The 16,635-nt window shown below is 72.7% G+C and carries 10 protein-coding genes; all 10 read right to left on the bottom strand.

What is annotated here, in order from left to right; translation table 11 throughout:
* Window positions 1-232 precede the first annotated feature (232 nt).
* The 10 genes from AB0K28_RS11020 to AB0K28_RS10975 all read right to left on the bottom strand — a co-directional run bounded on the left by AB0K28_RS11020 (window position 233) and on the right by AB0K28_RS10975 (window position 16,467).
* On the bottom strand, window positions 233-1,717 hold the full coding sequence (locus AB0K28_RS11020; protein WP_364367881.1) for a DHA2 family efflux MFS transporter permease subunit: 1,485 nt from the start codon (window positions 1,715-1,717) through the stop codon (window positions 233-235).
* 124 nt (window positions 1,718-1,841) lie between these two features.
* Entirely contained in the window at window positions 1,842-2,876 is a 1,035-nt protein-coding gene (locus AB0K28_RS11015; RefSeq protein WP_364367878.1) for a zinc-binding dehydrogenase, read from the bottom strand.
* The gene (locus AB0K28_RS11010) at window positions 2,876-4,051 is read right to left on the bottom strand and encodes a SagB family peptide dehydrogenase (RefSeq protein ID WP_364367875.1); all 1,176 of its coding nucleotides are present in this window, start codon (window positions 4,049-4,051) and stop codon (window positions 2,876-2,878) included. Before AB0K28_RS11010 ends, AB0K28_RS11015 begins: the two co-directional genes overlap by 1 nt.
* Entirely contained in the window at window positions 4,048-4,443 is a 396-nt protein-coding gene (locus AB0K28_RS11005) for a RidA family protein (RefSeq protein WP_345392679.1), read from the bottom strand. Before AB0K28_RS11005 ends, AB0K28_RS11010 begins: the two co-directional genes overlap by 4 nt.
* Window positions 4,424-5,224 (bottom strand): alpha/beta hydrolase, encoded by an 801-nt coding sequence (locus AB0K28_RS11000; RefSeq protein WP_345392676.1) that lies wholly within the window; start codon window positions 5,222-5,224, stop codon window positions 4,424-4,426. Before AB0K28_RS11000 ends, AB0K28_RS11005 begins: the two co-directional genes overlap by 20 nt.
* Window positions 5,221-7,683, bottom strand: a complete 2,463-nt coding sequence (locus tag AB0K28_RS10995; RefSeq protein ID WP_364367872.1) for an AMP-binding protein — start codon at window positions 7,681-7,683, stop codon at window positions 5,221-5,223. The genes AB0K28_RS11000 and AB0K28_RS10995 overlap by 4 nt, the downstream gene beginning before the upstream one ends.
* Window positions 7,680-13,916 (bottom strand): amino acid adenylation domain-containing protein, encoded by a 6,237-nt coding sequence (locus AB0K28_RS10990; RefSeq protein WP_364367869.1) that lies wholly within the window; start codon window positions 13,914-13,916, stop codon window positions 7,680-7,682. Before AB0K28_RS10990 ends, AB0K28_RS10995 begins: the two co-directional genes overlap by 4 nt.
* 5 nt (window positions 13,917-13,921) lie before the next feature.
* Complete coding sequence (locus AB0K28_RS10985) at window positions 13,922-14,110, bottom strand: tautomerase family protein (protein WP_345392664.1); 189 nt, start codon at window positions 14,108-14,110, stop codon at window positions 13,922-13,924.
* Between the two features lie 41 nt (window positions 14,111-14,151).
* Window positions 14,152-15,168 carry an LLM class flavin-dependent oxidoreductase gene (locus AB0K28_RS10980; protein WP_345392661.1) on the bottom strand — a complete coding sequence of 339 codons (1,017 nt, stop codon included), beginning with the start codon at window positions 15,166-15,168 and terminating at the stop codon, window positions 14,152-14,154.
* A 57-nt stretch (window positions 15,169-15,225) separates the two neighbouring features.
* Entirely contained in the window at window positions 15,226-16,467 is a 1,242-nt protein-coding gene (locus AB0K28_RS10975; RefSeq protein WP_364367865.1) for a cation:proton antiporter, read from the bottom strand.
* Window positions 16,468-16,635 lie beyond the last annotated feature (168 nt).

Below are 16,635 nucleotides of genomic sequence, written 5' to 3'. Positions count from 1 at the left end.
GAGGTAGGCGCGGGAGCCGAGGTACGGCCAGCACCAGAAGCGGGGCCGTCGTCGGTGTCCAGGCTCGTGCGGCGGCATGAGCAGGGCGGGCCCGCCGGAGTTGAGGCCGGGGCGGAGGCCGTCGTCGAACTCAGGTCTGGGTGGCGGCAGTGGCGGTGAGGACGGCGACGCCGGCGATCAGGGGCCGGAAACAAGCGCCCGCCGGGGCGGAAACCCCGGCGGGGCACATGCCTCAGGGCTTGATGGGGCGGCCTGCTGGGGCGGCGGACTCGGGGGTGTCGTCGTGCTGCTCCTGCGTGTCAGGGGCCGCACCGGGGAGGCCGCCGTTCTTGAGGAACAGGGTGGTGACGATGGCGGCGGCGACCCCGAGGGCGGTGACCAGCAGGGCGTTGCGGGAGTCGGCGGACAGCGTGGCGAGGGAGGAGGCGGCGGTGCCGCCCAGGACGGCGCCCACCACAGCCGTGGCCACGGCGCTGCCGAGCATGCGGGCCATCTCCAGCGTCCCCGAGGCGCCGCCCACTTCCTGCGGCGGCACCTCGCCCATCGCCACGGTCGTGAGCGGGGCGAAGGTGAAGCCGGCGCCGGCGCCCGCGACGAGCAGGGTCACGACGAACACGCCCCACGGCGCCTCGGGGCTGACCAGGAGCGCGGTGAGAACGGTGCCGAGGAAGAAGGCCGCGAAGCCGCCGACGAGGATCCAGCGCGGTTGAACGCGCTGCATCAGCGCGCCACTGAGCGGAGCCACCAGTGAGGACGCCAGCCACATCGGCGACAGCACCAGACCCGCTTCAAGCGCGCTGATGTGCAGGACCGCCTGCAGATAGAGGGTCATGGCGAGTTGCGTGCCGAAAATGCAGAAATAGGTGGCCCAGGAGGCCCATGCCATCAAGCCGTAGTTTCTGTTGGCGAACAGCGCGCGCGGCAGCAATCCGTCACTGCGCGACCATTCCCAATAGACGAAACCGGCAAAAATCACCAGCCCGAGGAGAAACACGACACCAATGGGCACACCGGCGGCGATCACGCCCCAGTTGACGCGCGGACCGTCGATCAGCGTGTAAAGCACCCCGAGAAGGCCGGCGGTGGCCAGGACGACGGGCAGGAGCGCCAGCCGAGGCCGGCCGCCCAGGCGGGTCTTCGGCACGAAGATGAAGGTGCAGACCAGCCCGGCCACACCGATCGGCAGGTTCATCAGGAAGATCCAGCGCCAGTCGAGCACGTGGGTGATGAGCCCGCCGAGGAACGGCCCGATGGCCGCGGCGGTGCCGATGATCGAGGCCAGCACGCCGAAGGCCATGCCCCTGCGCTGCGGCGGGAAGACCGCCGCGGTGATCGCGAGCGCCTGGGGCGCGGCCATGCCGGCGCCGATGCCCTGCAGCACCCGGGCCGCGATGAGCTGCTCGGGCGCGGTGGCCAGGCTGCACAGCAGCGAGGCCACCACGAACACGCCGAGCCCGAAGACGAACACGGCCCGGTGCCCGAGCAGGTCGCCCAGTCTGCCCGCGACGAGCAGCAGCATCGCGTAGGGCAGCAGGTATCCGTTGACCACCCAGAGCATGTGACCCATCGCGGCGCCCAGATCGGTCATGATGTGCGGAATTCCGACGTTCACCACCGTGCTGTCGAGCACGTTCATGAAATAGCCGAGCGCGATGGTGATCAGCGCGAGCCACGGACTGTGCCTCAGCACCGGGCCCGTCTGCTGGGGGGCCGTCATGAGACTTCCTCCTGTCGAATGAGGGATCACGTACGGGTGACAGTAGGCGGTGGGTCCGACAATTTCCCGCGGCATCACGAACGGCCGGCTGGATACGCCTATGACGAACCATCACAACGCGCCACTATTGCCGCAGAATTACCTTGCCAATATTGCTGGACGATTCCATATACGCCAGGGCTTCCCGAATTTCGTCAAGTCCGAATTCACGCGCGATGGCCGGCCGCAAACCCGCCTCCGTGGCGGCGACCAGGTCCTCGAACTCCGCCAGCGTCCCCGTGGTCGAGCCCAGGATCTCCAGCTGGCGTACGAAGACCCGCGGCAGGTTCAGCGGCACGCTCACCCCGGTCGTGGCGCCGCAGGTCACCACCCGGCCGCCGACCGTCGCCGAGCGCAGCGACTCGTCGAACGTCGCCGCTCCGACATGGTCGATCACGACGTGGGCGCCGTCACCGTCGGTACGGTCGACGACCTTCTTGGAGAACCCGTCGGAGGAGAAGACGTCGGCCGCGCCGAGCGCCCGCAGCTCATCGGCCTTGCCCAGGTCGCGGGTGGTGGCCAGGACCCGAGCGCCGAGGTGCGCGCCGATCAGCACCGACGCCGTACCGACCGCTCCGCCGGCCCCCACCACCAGCAGCGTCTCGCCGGCGGACAGCCGGCCCCGCGAGACCAGCATCCGCCAGGCGGTGAGGAAGGCCAGCGGCAGGGCGCCGGCCTCGGCCCAGGACAGGGCCGCGGGCTTGCGGACGAGGTTGCGCGCGGGCAGTTGCACCACCTCGCAGGCGTTGCCGTCCGCGTGCTCGCCGAGGACGGCGAAGCCGCTGCAGTAGATGTGGCGGCCCGCCTTGCAGTCGGCGCAGGTCCAGCAGGCCGCCACCGGGTACAGCACCACCTCGTCACCCGCCGACCAGCCCTCCGCGGCGCTGGCCACGACCTCGCCCGCGCCGTCGGCGGCGATGACGCGCGGCGTCCTGACCCGCTGGGCGCCGTTCACCACCCACAGGTCGAGATGGTTCAGCCCGGAGGCCCGCAGCCGTACGTTCACCTTCCCAGGAGGCGGGTCGGGCACGGCGCGCTTGTGCATGCGGATGCCGCTGGGCCCCCGGGGCTCCTCCAGCACGGCACAGCGGCCGTGGCTGGTCACCATGGTGGTGGACATCAGACTCCTCCCGCGTTCGTACGAGCCGGCCTGCTCCCCAGGACGAGCTCGCCCACGCTGGCCTCGCTCATCGGATCCAGGCCCGTGGCGTCGGCGAAGGCCGTGGCGTCGCCGTCGCCCAGTGCGCAGACCGCCAGTCCCATGGCCGTGGCCACGGTGTACATGACCTGCTGGACCACGCCGACGTGCTTGAGAATCAGGGCGTACGACATGCCCCGGTAAGTGCGCATGACCCGGCCGAACCGGGCCGCGATGACCAGCAGGACCTGCGGCTGCCGCTCGGTGCCCGCGACGACGGCGGCGTGGGCGAGCAGCTCGCCGGTGCGCTCACCGGCCCGCCTGAGCATGTGGTCCTGCGGGTCGTAGTGGTACAGGCCTGGATCGAGCCCCGCGACGTTCCGCACCACGGGGTAGATCTCCAGCTCGTACGCCGAGCCGCCCGCCGGGTACGGCCTGCTCAGATACTCGGACCCGTTCCGCTGCACGAGCCACCGGTTGCGCGCGCAGCGGAACAGGAAGTGCCCGAGCTGCGCGGCGGTGAGCGGATGACCGTCGTCGTGCTCGCGGATGCTCCGCCGCTGCTCCAGCACGGCCGTGACGGTCGGGTCCGAGCGCCGCAGCTCGGCGAGGTCCGGCTTGGCCAGCTCGATCCCCTCGCCGCTGAAGCGCTCGTGGCGCGCCGGCAGCGCGGCGAACCGCGCCCCCCAGTGGGAGCGGCCGAAGCCGGCGTCCCGGTGGACGCCGGGGACACGCGTCTGCTGGTGGAAGGCCAGCTCGTGCGGCGTCCACTGGGCCAGCGACAACTGCGCCGACTCGCTCTCGTCGGCGGTCAGGCAGGCCCAGTCGAGGTAGTGGCACAGGTCGCCCTTCCCCGTGAGCAGGGCGGGCAGCTCGTCGGGCTGCTCCACGCGTACCGAGCACCAGGCACGGGCCGACTCCAGCGCGTACTGCTCGCCCACCCGGCGCAGCACCGTGAGCTCCGAGACCGGGCGGCCGGTCCCGCCGTGCGACGGGCGCGGCGGCGGGGCGGCGTGCGGGTGCAGGGTGAGGACGGGTGTGTCGTCCCTGCTCACGACCAGCGACAGCAGCCCGCGCCGCCACAGGTCGTCGTCCGCGGCGGTCAGGCGCTCCAGGGCCGTGCCAGGGCGGGGCACGACCGTCTCATGGACGCTCATGCCACCGCGGTGGCTTCCAGCTCCACCACCAGACCGGGGAAGGCCAGCCCGGAGACCTGCAGCAGGGTCCCGGGCGGGGCGATGCCGGCGGCCTCGAGCCGCTTGCCCATCACGCCCACGTGCTGCAGGTACAGCTCCATGTCGGTGGTGTACTGGTTCAGCCTGACGACGTCCGACAGCCGCATGCCGGCCTCGTGCAGGACGGCCTCCACGTTGTCCAGGGCAAGCCCGATCTGGGCGGCCATGTCACCGGGCTGGACGACCTCGCCGTTCTCGTCCAGCGCGGTCTGGCCCGCGCACACGAGGATCCTGCGGTGCCCCTCGACGACCTCGCCCTGGTGGAAACCGAACTTGATGTTCCACTCCCACGGGTCAACGGGTGTGCGCTTCATGTGAGTACCTCCCAGCAAAGGTGTCGATGGCGTCCGCCAGCAGGGCGGGCGCTCCTTCCATGGCCCGGTGCGCCTGCCCGGGCAGCACCTCGGTGACCGCGCGCGGCACGAGCTCCGCGATCATCGCGACGGCGTCGTGCAGGCCGGGCGCGCTCCTGTCGCCCTTGAGCAGCAGGGTGGGCACGTCCAGCGCGGCCAGCCGCGCGCGGTCGAGGACGTAGCGGTGGGTGGCGTCGATCTCGCGGGCGACGGTGTCGGCGACCGCCGCCCGTTCGGCGAACCCCGGTACGCGCCTGAGCAGCCGGACGAGCCCCGGATCCAGCCCGGTCACCTCGACCAGGAAGACGCAGAGCGCCTCCTCCCTGAGACCCTGGGCGCACAGGCCGGCGACTCTGGCCGCCACGCCCGAGAAGTCGGGCGTGCCGGGGACGGGGACGGGCGGCTCGTACAGCACCAGCCCGGTGACCGAGGAAGGTGCGCGGGAGGCCGCCTCCAGCGCGCAGATCGCGCCGTACGAGTGCCCGACCAGCGTCGCGGGGCCGAGGTGGTCGAGCACGGTCACGATGTCGCCGGCCTCCGCCTCGATGGCGTACCCGCCCGCGTCGCCGCTGCCGCCCCTGCCGCGCCGGTCCATGACGTGGACGCGGTGGCGGCCGGCGAGCAGCGGAACCACCTGCCGCCAGCAGGTCTTGTCGTCGCCCGTCCCGTGCACCAGCAGGATCGCGGGCCCGGTGCCGGTGGAGGCGACGTCGATCGACGTGTGTCCCGATGCGATCCTCATGTCACCGGCTCCGCTTCCACGGCGAGCGCGTCGCCGATCAGCGCCAGCAGGCGCTCCCGCTCCGACGCGATGAAGAAGTGGCCGCCGTCCAGCACCTCCAGCCGGAACGTGCCGCCGGTCTGTTCCCGCCAGCCCAGCACGTCCTCGACCGGCGCGTCGTCGTCGTGGCTGCCCGCGAACGCGGTGACGGGGCAGTCCAGGGGTTCGTCCGGCGTGTAACGGTAGGTCTCGTGCATGGTGAAGTCGGCGCGCAGGGCCGGCAGCAGCACGGGGCGGAGCCGTTCGTCGTCGACCAGGCGCCGGTCGGTGCCGCCCAGCGTGCCGACGTGCGCGAGCAGGTCGTCGTCGGGCAGCAGGTGGACGCGCGCCGTGATCGGCGTCTGGGGGGAGGCGGAACCGGCGACCAGCAGCCCGGCGGGCTCGGGGTGCCCGTTCCTGCGCAGCCAGCGCGCCACCTCGAAGGCCACGATCGCGCCCAGGCTGTGCCCGAACAGGAACGTACGCGGATGCGGGTCGGCCGCCAGCCGCGGTCCCAGCCCGGCCACCAGCTCGGCCACCCACTCCAGCGGCCGCTCGGTCAGCCGGGGCCCGCGGCCCGGCGGCTGCGCGCAGACCAGCTCGACGTGGGGCGGCAGCAGCTCGCCCCACGTGGAGTAGGCGTTGACGCCGCCGCCCGCGTAGGGGAAGCACACCAGCCGGACGAGCGGCCGTTCCGGACCGCTCACCCGGACCAGCACGTTGTCCGGTTGGTCGGCGGCGGCCAGCAGGCCGGACAGCGCGCGGATGGTGGGCCGCTCGTAGAAGGCCGTGAGGTCGACCTTGACGCCGTGCCGCTCCTGGATCTCCATGACCATGCGGGCCGCGAGCAGTGAGTGGCCGCCCAGCTCGAAGAAGTCGTCGTCGATGCCGACGCGGTCGCGTTCGAGCAGTTCGCGCCAGAGAGCGGCGAGGTCGCCGTGCTCCTGCGGCGCGTCCGCAGGGGAGGAGGAGCGGCGCGGCGCGGGCAGCGCAGCCCTGTCCACCTTGCCGGTGACGGTGCGGGGCAGCCGGTCGAGCAGCACGAACTCGGCGGGGATGTGGGTACGCGGGAGCCGCGCGGCCAGCGCCCTGTGCAGGGCGGTCACGCCGGAGCCCGCGACATCGGCGAGGTAGGCGACGATCCGTGGCTCGTCCCCGGCGGTCACCACGGCCGCCTCGCCCGCGTGCGCGGCGACGACCGCCTCCACCTCGTCCAGGTTGACGGTGACGCCCCGGATCTTGACCTGCCGGTCCACCCGTCCGACCAGGACCAGCTCACCCTCGGCGTCGAACCTGCCGAGGTCGCCCGTACGGTACATGCGGGCGCCCGGCTCGCCGGAGAACGGGTCGGGCAGGAACCTGGCCGCGGTCAGCGCGGGGTCGTCCAGGTAGCCCCGCGCCAGGCGCCGTCCGCCGACGTGCACCTCGCCGACCTCGCCGTCGGGCACCGGGCGGCCCGCCTCGTCCAGCAGATGGACGGCGGCGCCGCCGAGCGGGCGGCCGACCGTCTCGCGGGGGCCGGTCCGCCCGGTGATGTGGGTGGTCTCGGTGGAGCCGTAGGTGACGGCGATCGCGAACGGCGGCGCCGCGTCGGGCCCGAGCCGGAACCGCTCGCCTGTGGTGAGCAGCAGCCGCAGCGGGGTGTCCGCGGGCCAGCTCAGCTCGCACAGCGGTACGGCGAGCGTCCCCACCAGGTGCACCACGGTGATCCGCGACCGCCGGATCCACTCCTGCAGCCGCTGCGGCACCAGCAGCGTCTCGGCGTCCGGGATGTGCACGGCGGCGCCCGATGCCAGCGCCGGCCACAACTCGTTGACCAGCGACACGCCGAACCCGGGCGAGGAGCACCAGGCCACCCGGTCCTCGTCGGAGAAGCCGAACTCCTCGCGGGCCAGCGCCACGCACTCGCTGACGGTCTCGTGCCTGGCCACCACCGCCTTGGGGGTGGAGACGGAGCCGGAGGTGTGGACGACGTGCGCGGCGCTGTCGGGGGTGACGCGCACGTCCGTGAGGTCGTCGGCGGGCAGCTCGTCGATCTGCTCCCGGTCGGCGTCCAGCCGTACGACCCGCATCCCCAGCTCCGCCACCGCGGACTGGAGCCGCGCCGCGACGTCGCCGTTCACCGTGGAGGTGACCAGCACCTTGACGCGGCAGGCGCGGATCTGGGCGACCGTGCGCTCCAGGGGCGCCGCCGGGTCGAGCAGGACGGGCGCCGCGCCGGCCTTGACGATGGCCAGCGCGGACACCACCGCGTCGGGCGAGCGGGACAGGCAGGTGCCCACGGGCTCGTCGGCGCTCACCCCCAGCTTCCTGAGCAGGCGGGCCGCCTGGTTGGCGCGGCCGTTGAGCCGGCCGTAGTCGAGCACCGTGGAGCCGGACACCACGGCGGGCCGGTGCGGGCCGCGCCTGGCCTGCTCCTCGATCAGGGCGTGTACGCTCACGCCGACTCTCCTCTCATGTCCACCACGACCGGCCCCGCGGCCGCGGCGGCGCGAATGGTCGGGAACTGGAAGAAGGACTCGACGGGGATGTCGTAGCCCGCGTTCGCGGCCTCGTTGATGAACGCGATGGCCCGCAGCGAGTCGCCGCCCGCGGCGAAGAAGTCCTCCTCGGGGCCGAGCTCGTCGACGCCGAGGATCTCCGCCGCGATGCCGGCCAGCGCCGCCTCGGCGGGTGACGCGGGCCCGCCCCCGCCTGAGCGTCTGCGCTCGGGTGCGCCGAGCGCGGCCAGGGCGGGCCTGTCCACCTTGCCGTTGGAGGTCAGCGGCAACTCGGTGAGGACGTTGTAGTGCGTCGGCACGACGTCGCGCACCAGCTTGCCGGCCAGGAACTCCCTGATCTCGGCGGGATCGGGCTCGGCGCCCGGCTCCGGCACCAGGTGGGCGATCAGCCGCTTCGCCGTACGCTCGCCCACGGCCACCACGCAGCACGCGGCGACCTGCGGGTGGGCGGCCAGCGCCGTCTCGATCTCGCCCAGCTCGATGCGGTGGCCGAGGATCTTCACCTGGAAGTCCTCGCGTCCCAGCAGCTCCAGGTCGCCCGACGGGCGGTAGCGGCCCAGGTCGCCGGTCCGGTAGAGCCGCTCGCCGGTCCGCGGGTGCGTGATGAACCGCTCGGCGGTCAGCTCGGGCCGCGCCCAGTAGCCGCGGGCCAGCCCGTCACCGGCGATGAACAACGCTCCGGTGACCCAGTCGGGGCAGGGCTCCAGCCGGTCGTCCAGGACGTGCCAGCGCTGGTTACGCAGCGGCCTGCCGTACGGCACGCTGGGCCAGTCCGGCGTGCCGGGGCCGACGTCGTGCGCGATGGACCAGATGGCGGCCTCGGTCGCGCCGCCCAGGCTGATCAGCCGGGTGCCGGGAGAGACCTCGGTCAGGTGCTCGTACGTGGTGAGCGGGATCCAGTCGCCGCTGAGCATCACCGTGCGCAGGCTCGGGGCGACCCGCTCGCCGCGCCCGTGCAGGTAGTCGGCGAGGATCTGCCACAACGCGGGCACCGAGTTCCAGGTCGTGACGCGTTCGCGGGCCACCAGGCCGGCCCAGGCGCGCGGGTCCGGGCTCGCCGAGACCGGCGGCACGACCAGGGCGCCGCCGACGGCGAGCAGCCCGAAGACGTCCCAGACCGACAGGTCGAAGCTGAGCGAGGAGAGCGCGAGCACGCGGTCGCCTGGCCCGAGGCCGACCCGCTCGTTGATGTCGGCGATCGTGTTCCACGCCGCCCTGTGCTCGATCATCACGCCCTTCGGCCTGCCGGTGGAGCCGGAGGTGTAGATGACGTACGCCAGGGAGTCGGGCGTGGCGGGGCACTCGGGCACCGCCGCCGGCCGCAGCGCGGCGGGGTCGCCGGGCACCGTGATGACCTTGTCGATCACCTTGGCGGCCGACGGGAGGTCCATGCCCTCCTGGGTGAGCACGATGTCGGCCTGGCCGTTCTCGAGCAGGTACGCGATGCGCTCGGCCGGCAGGTCGGGATCGACCGGCAGGTAGGCGGCGCCGGCCCGCAGCACGCCGAGCACGGCCGCGATCTGCTCCCAGCCCTTGCGCATGAGCACCGCGACCAGCCGCTCGGGCCCGCCGCCCGCGTCGATCACGCGGGCGGCCAGTGCCGACGACGCGTCGGCGAGCTCCCGGTACGTGATCACCCGCTCGTCGATGACCGCGGCGGCGTCGGGCGTCCGCGCGGCCTGCCGCAGGAACGGCTCGTGCAGCAGCTCCGCCGTCACCTTCGCCGTGGTGGCGTTCACCGCGGCGCGGCGCTCGACGGTGGACTGCGGGAGCGTGACCGGGCTGGGCTCCCGCCACGCCTCGGGGGAGTCGGCGAGGCGGCGCAGCAGCCGGCCGTACGCCTCGGCCATGTCGCCGATCAGCCCGGCAGGGAACAGCTCGGCCACCGCGTCCCAGCAGTAGTCCAGCCCGCCGTCCACCTCCATCACCTGGTGGTCGAGCGCGACCTGCGGGGTCTGCGTGACGCCGAAGACGTAGCGGCCGATGTTGCCCCAGTCCATGCGGGGCACCCCGACCAGGCTGGAGAACACGACCGGCATGGCGGCCCTGGGCGCGCCGCCCTGCCGCCTGCCCAGCTCCCGCAGCACCTGCACGCTGCCGACGTGCCGGTGCTCCAGGTCCTGCCAGAGCCGTTCCTGCACGTCGCGGGCGCGGGCGGCGAAGTCGGCGCCGCGATGGTCGACCGCGTGCAGCAGACCGGAGGTGAAGTCGCCCAGCAGGTCGTTGAGCTGCGGATGCAGCGGCGGCCTGTTGAACAGCGTCATGTTGACGGTGAACCGCGGCCCCGAGCTCCAGGTGGCGAGGATCTCCGCGAAGGCGGCGAGCAGCAGCGCCGACGGGGTGATGCCGGCGCCGGCCGCCGCGTGCCGCAGCCGCAGCCACACGTCGGGCTCGACGCGGCCCGCGTGCCGCTCGAACCTGGGGTTCTCGACCGAACCGAGGCTGCGCAGGTAGGGCAGCTCGGGCGCGTGCGGCAGCTCGGCCAGCCTGCCCTCCCAGTACTCGCGGGCGGCCCGGTAGAGCGGGGAGCTCTCCCGCGCGGCGCGTTCCGCCAGCACGTAGTCGCGGAACGACAGCTCGATCGGCGGCAGCGGCACGCCGGGATCCCGGTAGAGCCTGGACAGCTCCTGCGTGAAGACGCGGGCGCTCCTGGCGTCGAAGATCAGCAGGTCGAAGCTGATGTGCACGCGGGAGACGACCTCGTCCACCCGGGTCACCCGCACGCCGAACAGCGGCCACCGGTCGGCAGCCAGCACCTCGTGGGAGAGCCGCTCGCGGATCTCGGCCAGCGCGGCCGCGCGCTCGGACGCGCCGGCCCCGCGCAGGTCGGTCACCTCCACCTCGTACGGCGGCACCTCGGGCAGCACCCGCTGGCGGCCGTCGCCGGTCACGACCGCGCGCAGCATGTCGTGCCTGCGCACCAGCCGGTCGATGGCCTCACGCAGGCGCTCGACGTCGAGGTCGGCGACGTCCCACTCCTGGTAGCCGTGGCAGCCGACGTCGCCGAGCTCCATGCCGGTCAGCCGGCCGATCCAGTACGCGTGCTGGATGTCGGTGAGCGGGAAGGGCTCGTACCGGGCGGCCGGGTCGGTGCGGATCACCGGCAGCGCGTCCTTGTCCGCGGCGCGGGCCCCGTCACCGTCGCGCTCCCGCTCGATCGCCCGGCTCATCTCCCGGACGGTGGGCGCCTCGAACAGGACGGACAGCGCGAGCTCGACGCCGAAGGCGGCGCTGATCGCGGCCATCAGCTCCATGCCGGTCAGCGAGTCGCCGCCCAGCTCGAAGTAGTTGTCGTCGGCGCCCACGGTGTCGGTGCGCAGCACCGAGCGCCAGATCTCGGCCAGCTCCCGCTCCACCTCGGTGGCGGGCTCCTCGTAGGTGACCGAGCGGCCACCCCGGTCGGGCGCGGGCAGGCGGCTCTTGTCGAGCTTGCCGTTGGGCAGCGTCGGCAGCGCGTCGATCAGCTCGCACGCCCCCGGCACCATGTAGCCGGGCAGCTGCTCGCGCAGCAGTTCGAGCAGCTCCGACTTGTGCACCCGGCGGTTGACCTCCGGCACCACGTACGCGACCAGCCGCCGCTCGCCCGGCTCGTCCTCGCGCACGACGACCGCGGCGTGCCGCACCGCCGGATGTTCGAGCAGGCGCGCGGCCACCTCGCCGGGCTCGACGCGGTAGCCGTTGAGGCTGATCTGATCGTCCACCCGGCCGAGGATCTCGATCGAGCCGTCGGGCAGCATGCGGCCGATGTCGCCGCTGGCCACCATGCGGGCGCCGGCACGGCCCGCGTACGGGTCGGGCAGCCACTTGGCGGCGGTCAGGCCCGGCCGGTTGACGTAGCCGCTCTGCAGCAGCTCGCCGCCCACGTGGATCTGGCCGGGCACGCCCATGGGGACGACCTGCAGGTTGGCGTCCAGCACGTACACGCGCGCGCCCGGCACCGGCAGCCCGATGGGCGACGAGATCGACCACCGCTCCTCCTCGGGGATCCGCCTGGGCGTGATGCGGGTGCCCGCCGTCTCGTTCAGGCAGGTCGTGGCGTTCGTGGTCTCGGTCGAGCCGTAGATGACGGCCACCTCGAACGGCACCGTGGACGACAGCCAGCCGGTCCGCTCACCGGACACCAGCAGCGTCCGCAGCGCCACCTCCTCCGGCCAGTCGACCGCGCACAGCCGCTCGGCCAGCGCCTTGGTCACCAGCGACACCGTGATCCCGTTGTCCACCAGCCAGTCCCGCAGCCGGAACGGCGTGCTCACGGTCAGCTCGCCGGCGATGTGCACCGCCGCGCCCGCGGTCAGGAACGGCCACAGCTCGTTGACGAACGAGATGCCGAACCCGGGCGCCGAGATCCACGTGCCCCGGTCGGCCTCGCTCAGCCGGTAGCACCGCCGGGTGCCCATCGCGCCCCTGACCACCGCCGCGTGGTTGAACGCCACGCCGCGCGGCTCGCCGGTCGAGCCGGACGTGTAGGCGATCTGGCAGACCGACAGCGGGTGCGCCCACTCGTCGGGGTCGGCGGCGGACGACCGGTTCAGCAGGTCGCCGTCGCGGTCGAGGCACCAGATGTGCCCGGCGTACGTGCCCGGCACCTTGCCGAGCTGGTCCTCGGCGGTGAGCACGGCGAGCGGCCTGGAGTCGTCCAGCATCATCGCCAGCCGCCGCGCGGGCTGCGCGGGATCGAGCAGGACGGCCGCGCCGCCCGCCTTGAGCACGCCGAGCACGGCCACGACCATCTCGGCCGACCTGGGCAGGCACACGCCCACCGGGGTCTGGCGGCGCACGCCGAGGTCGCGCAGGTGGTGGGCGATCCTGTTGGCCCGGCCGTTCAGCTCGGCGAAGGTCAGCCGCGCGGACTCGGAGATCAGCGCCCACGCGTCGGGGCGGCGCGCGGCCTGCTCGGCGATGAGCCGGTGCACCGGCGCGTCACCCGCGACGGGGCCGCCGTCCTGGTGCCGGGCGATCAGCGCGCTCTCCTCGCCGGTCAGGATCCGCTGCCGGGAGATCGGCACCTCGGGGTGCTCCGCGACGCTCGTCAGCAGCGTGACCAGGTTGGCCCCGAAGCGCCGCACGGTCTCGGCCGTGAACAGGTCGGCGTCGTAGCCGAGGGTCAGGGACGCGCCGTGCTCGTGCGGCCGGGCGGACAGGGCGAGGTCGAACAGGGCGACGCCCGTGTCCACCTCCACCGCGCGGTGCCGCGGCCGCGACGACCGCGACGTCGAGTAGGCGAGCTGGCACAGCGGCCGTCGGCTGGGGTCGTGCTCGCGCTCCACGCGGCCGATCACCGCTTCGAACGGCACGGCGCCGTGGACGCGCGCCTCCTCGACGGCGTCGCGCACCCGCCGCAGCACGGTGGCGAAGACGGGGTCGCCGGTCAGGTCGATGCGCACGGGCAGCGGGTTGACCGCGCCCTCGACGGTCACCGCCGGGTCCTGCACCGCGACGACGACCTCCTCGGACCCGGTGTAGCGGTGGGCGAGCACCGCGAACGCCCCGAGCAGCGCATCCTCGCCGCCGGCCCGCTCCAGCACGGCCGCCTCGACGTCGGCGCGGGCCCGGCCGCCCCGGTAGCTCAGCACGGGCGGGCGCAGCCGGTCCGCCGGCAGTTCGAGGCCGGTGGGCGCGCCGTGCAGCCGGCGGGCCGCCGCCTCGACGGCGTCATCCGACTCCCGCGCCGGCACCGGGTCGGCGCAAGGACCTGGCGAGCCGCCGTCATAGCAGGTGAGCAGCTCGTCCAGCAGGTCACGGACCCGGAAGTCGTCGGCGATCAGATGGTGGGCGACGAGCAGCACCACGTGCCGCTCGTCCGGCAACGACAGGACGCGCACTCTCCACAGCGGGCCGCCCGCGATGTCAAAGGGGATCCTGGCCGCCTGCGCCGCCCACCGTGCGACGGCGGACTCCTCGCCTTCCTCCACGACCACGGCGGGCGGCTGGTCGGCCGGCACCCTGCGGATCACTCCGTCGGAGGGGGCGAAACCGGAGCGCAACTCCGCGTGCCGCAGATGGAGCTGGGCGATCGCGGCGCGCAGCCGTTCCTCGCGCGGCGGGCCTTCGACGATCACCGCGTCGCCCGTGGTGAAGGGGGCGACGGCGTCGTGCAGATGCTGCAAGTACCACAACCGGGACTGCCGGGCCGACGCCCGGGCCCTCGTGCCGGTCAGCGTAGCCACACCCATGTTCCTCACACCTCGTCACACATCAGTCGTCCGGCGCGGGCGAAATCGCTGCGTGTCATCTCCACGAACCGGACGCGCACCTCTTCGGGCCTGGCGCCCAGCGTCGCCTCGGCCGACTTGGTGACCTCTTCTGCGAATCTGCGGCGCTGGTCGAGATCCTTGCCGCTGAGCATGAGCACCGTGATGAACGGCATTGGCGCATTCCTTCCGAATCGTCGGCGGAGCCGACCGGTCGTCAGCGGAGCTGACCGGCCACGTCGTGGATGATGCGGGTGATCATGTCGGCCTTGTCCGGGACGCCGTACAGGGTGAACGACACCGCGTCCACGCCGACGTCGGCCAGGGCGGCCAAGCGCTCCACGCAGCGCTCAGGCGGGCCGTAGATCGCGAAGCAGTCGATGAGCTCGCTGGACAGGTCGCGGGCGTGTGCCGCGCCCTTGGCCTCGTGCTGCTCCCACTGGTAGCGCTCGGCCAGCTTGGCCATCTCCTCCACCACGCCCGCGGGCAGCGCGGAGGCGAGCAGGCGGTTCACCGGCTCAGGGCGGCTGACCGCCGAGCGCCACAGGAAGAAGGCCGAGGTGGCGGCGTAGGAGCGGACGAACTCCCTGGCGTAGTCCACGTCCTCATGGACGAACACCGCGCCCCTGCTCCACAGCTGCAGGTCGGCCGGCGTCCGGCCGGCCTGCGCGGCGCCCTCGGCCACCCGCTCCCGCTTCCACGCGGCGATGCGCGGGTCGAGGCCCGGCAGGAACACGCCGTCGGCGATGCTTCCCGCCAGCCGGCAACTGCGCGCGCCGTGGGTGCCCAGCACGACGGGGATGTCCCTGCGCGACCATCCCGACCGCATCGGCGCCTCGTGCCAGGTCGCCTCCTCACCCGCGACGAACGAGCGGAAGAAGGAGACCATGTCACGCAGCTCGCCCAGCGGGCGCGCGCTGCGGCCCACCATGGCGACCGCGCTGCCGCCCGCGCCGATGCCGAGAAAGGCACGGCCGCCGGACAGCTCGTCGATCGTGGCAATGGTGTTGGCCAATACGGCGGGATGCCGGATATACGGATTGGTGACCGCGTGGCCGAGCTTGATGCGCGTCGTGCGCTCGGCTGCGAGCGCCATCATGACGGTCGAGTCGCGACACAGGTTCTGCGACTCGATGAAGGTGCAGTGCTCGTATCCAAGTTCGTCAGCAAGCGTCGCGACATTAGCCGCCTGATAGGCCGACAAAGTGCGGCCGATGCCAATCCCGAATTTCATGAGCAGCTCCACGGGGAAACAAATTCATGTGGCCACGACGATACTCGGGAGGGCCATTCAGTCAACGACGAGGTCTCGCCGGCGGGACACCGCCATTTCGCCCGCGGGCATCCTGCGGGTGGCGAATCGCAGGATCGGCGGGGCGGCCAATGACGTGACGATGGCGAACAGCACGATGACCGTGTACATGGTGGCGTCGAGAATTCCGAGGCGCAGGCCGACCGTCGCGATGATGACCTCGACCACGCCGCGGGCGTTGATTCCGGCGCCCACCGCCAGGCGCTCCCAGCGGTCCATGCCGGAGCAGGCGCCCCCGATCCAGGCGCCGGCGAACTTGCCCGTCACGCCGACGCAGAGCACCGCCGCCGACACGGCCAGGATCGCGGGCTCGGCCAGCGCCGTCAGGTCCATGCGCAGGCCCACCGTGGCGAAGAACAGCGGCGCGAGCACTGACATCACCCACGTACGCACCACGGCCAGCGCCTGGCCGACGTGCGCGCGTACGGAGCCGATGGCGAGGCCCGCGAGCAGCGCGCCGAAGACCGGCTCCAGCCCCATGGCGTGCGCCGTCGCCGCCCCCACCAGCGTCATGGCGACGATCGCGGTGACCCCGGAGCTCGGCGCGGTACGGACCGTCCAGCGGGCCAGCGGCCTGCCGACGAGCAGCACGCACGCCAGCACGGGCAGGGCGGCGAGCGACACGGCCCAGCCGCCCCCCGACAGGCCGGAGGTCGCCAGCGCCGTGACGACCATGAGCAGCAGCCAGCCGGCGACGTCCTGCAGCACGCCTGATGCGATGATCAGCTGGCCGACGCGGTGCCCGAGCAGGCCGAGGTCCATCAGCGTCTTCGCGATGACCGGCAGCGCGCTCACGCCCGTCACCACGCCCAGGAACAGCGCGAACACCAGCGGATCCGCGCTGTCGGGCCGCAGCCAGGCCGGCATCAGGAACCCCGTCGCGACGCCCAGGCCGAGCGGCACGAGCATCCCCGCGACGCTGACGGCGACGACCGCGCGGCGGCGGCTGCGCAGCACGCCGGCGTCCAGCTCGGCGCCGGTCAGCGCGACCAGCAGGAGCACGCCGAGCTGGGCCACGACGTCGAGCAGGTGGAACTGGGCGGGATCGCGCGGAAACAACCACGCGAAGAATTCGGGTGCCGCATTGCCGAGCACGGTCGGTCCGAGCAGCACGCCCGCCGTCAATTCGCCCACGATCGCGGGAATCCCGACGGACCTGGCCAGCGCGCCGAGCAACCGGGCCGCCACTAACAACGCGCAGCCTTGCAACAGGAAGATCAAGAGCTGATGATGGGGGATAAGCGCGACGGGGGATTCTATCACCACGACCATCCTTTGTGTCTGTGATTGTTTTCGCGCCCGCGATCTGCCTCATTATAGAAAACATGGTGATTCGTCTTTCCCGGCGTCGCGGTATCGACGATTTACGACTCGAGGACGCGGCTTATT

The organism is Nonomuraea sp. NPDC049504 (assembly GCF_040676845.1).
GTDB classification, from domain to species: Bacteria; Actinomycetota; Actinomycetes; order Streptosporangiales; family Streptosporangiaceae; genus Nonomuraea; species Nonomuraea salmonea.
The sequence above is the reverse complement of the archived record's forward strand: the minus strand, read 5'-3'. Positions and strand labels throughout refer to the sequence as shown.

Coding starts and splice junctions, on each gene's coding strand:
- AB0K28_RS11000 (WP_345392676.1), bottom strand. CDS start 5,224: ATGAGGATCGCATCGGGACACACGTCGATCGACGTCGCCTCCACCGGC.
- AB0K28_RS10980 (WP_345392661.1), bottom strand. CDS start 15,168: ATGAAATTCGGGATTGGCATCGGCCGCACTTTGTCGGCCTATCAGGCG.
- AB0K28_RS11005 (WP_345392679.1), bottom strand. CDS start 4,443: ATGAAGCGCACACCCGTTGACCCGTGGGAGTGGAACATCAAGTTCGGT.
- AB0K28_RS10985 (WP_345392664.1), bottom strand. CDS start 14,110: ATGCCGTTCATCACGGTGCTCATGCTCAGCGGCAAGGATCTCGACCAG.
- AB0K28_RS11015 (WP_364367878.1), bottom strand. CDS start 2,876: ATGTCCACCACCATGGTGACCAGCCACGGCCGCTGTGCCGTGCTGGAG.
- AB0K28_RS11020 (WP_364367881.1), bottom strand. CDS start 1,717: ATGACGGCCCCCCAGCAGACGGGCCCGGTGCTGAGGCACAGTCCGTGG.
- AB0K28_RS11010 (WP_364367875.1), bottom strand. CDS start 4,051: ATGAGCGTCCATGAGACGGTCGTGCCCCGCCCTGGCACGGCCCTGGAG.
- AB0K28_RS10990 (WP_364367869.1), bottom strand. CDS start 13,916: ATGGGTGTGGCTACGCTGACCGGCACGAGGGCCCGGGCGTCGGCCCGG.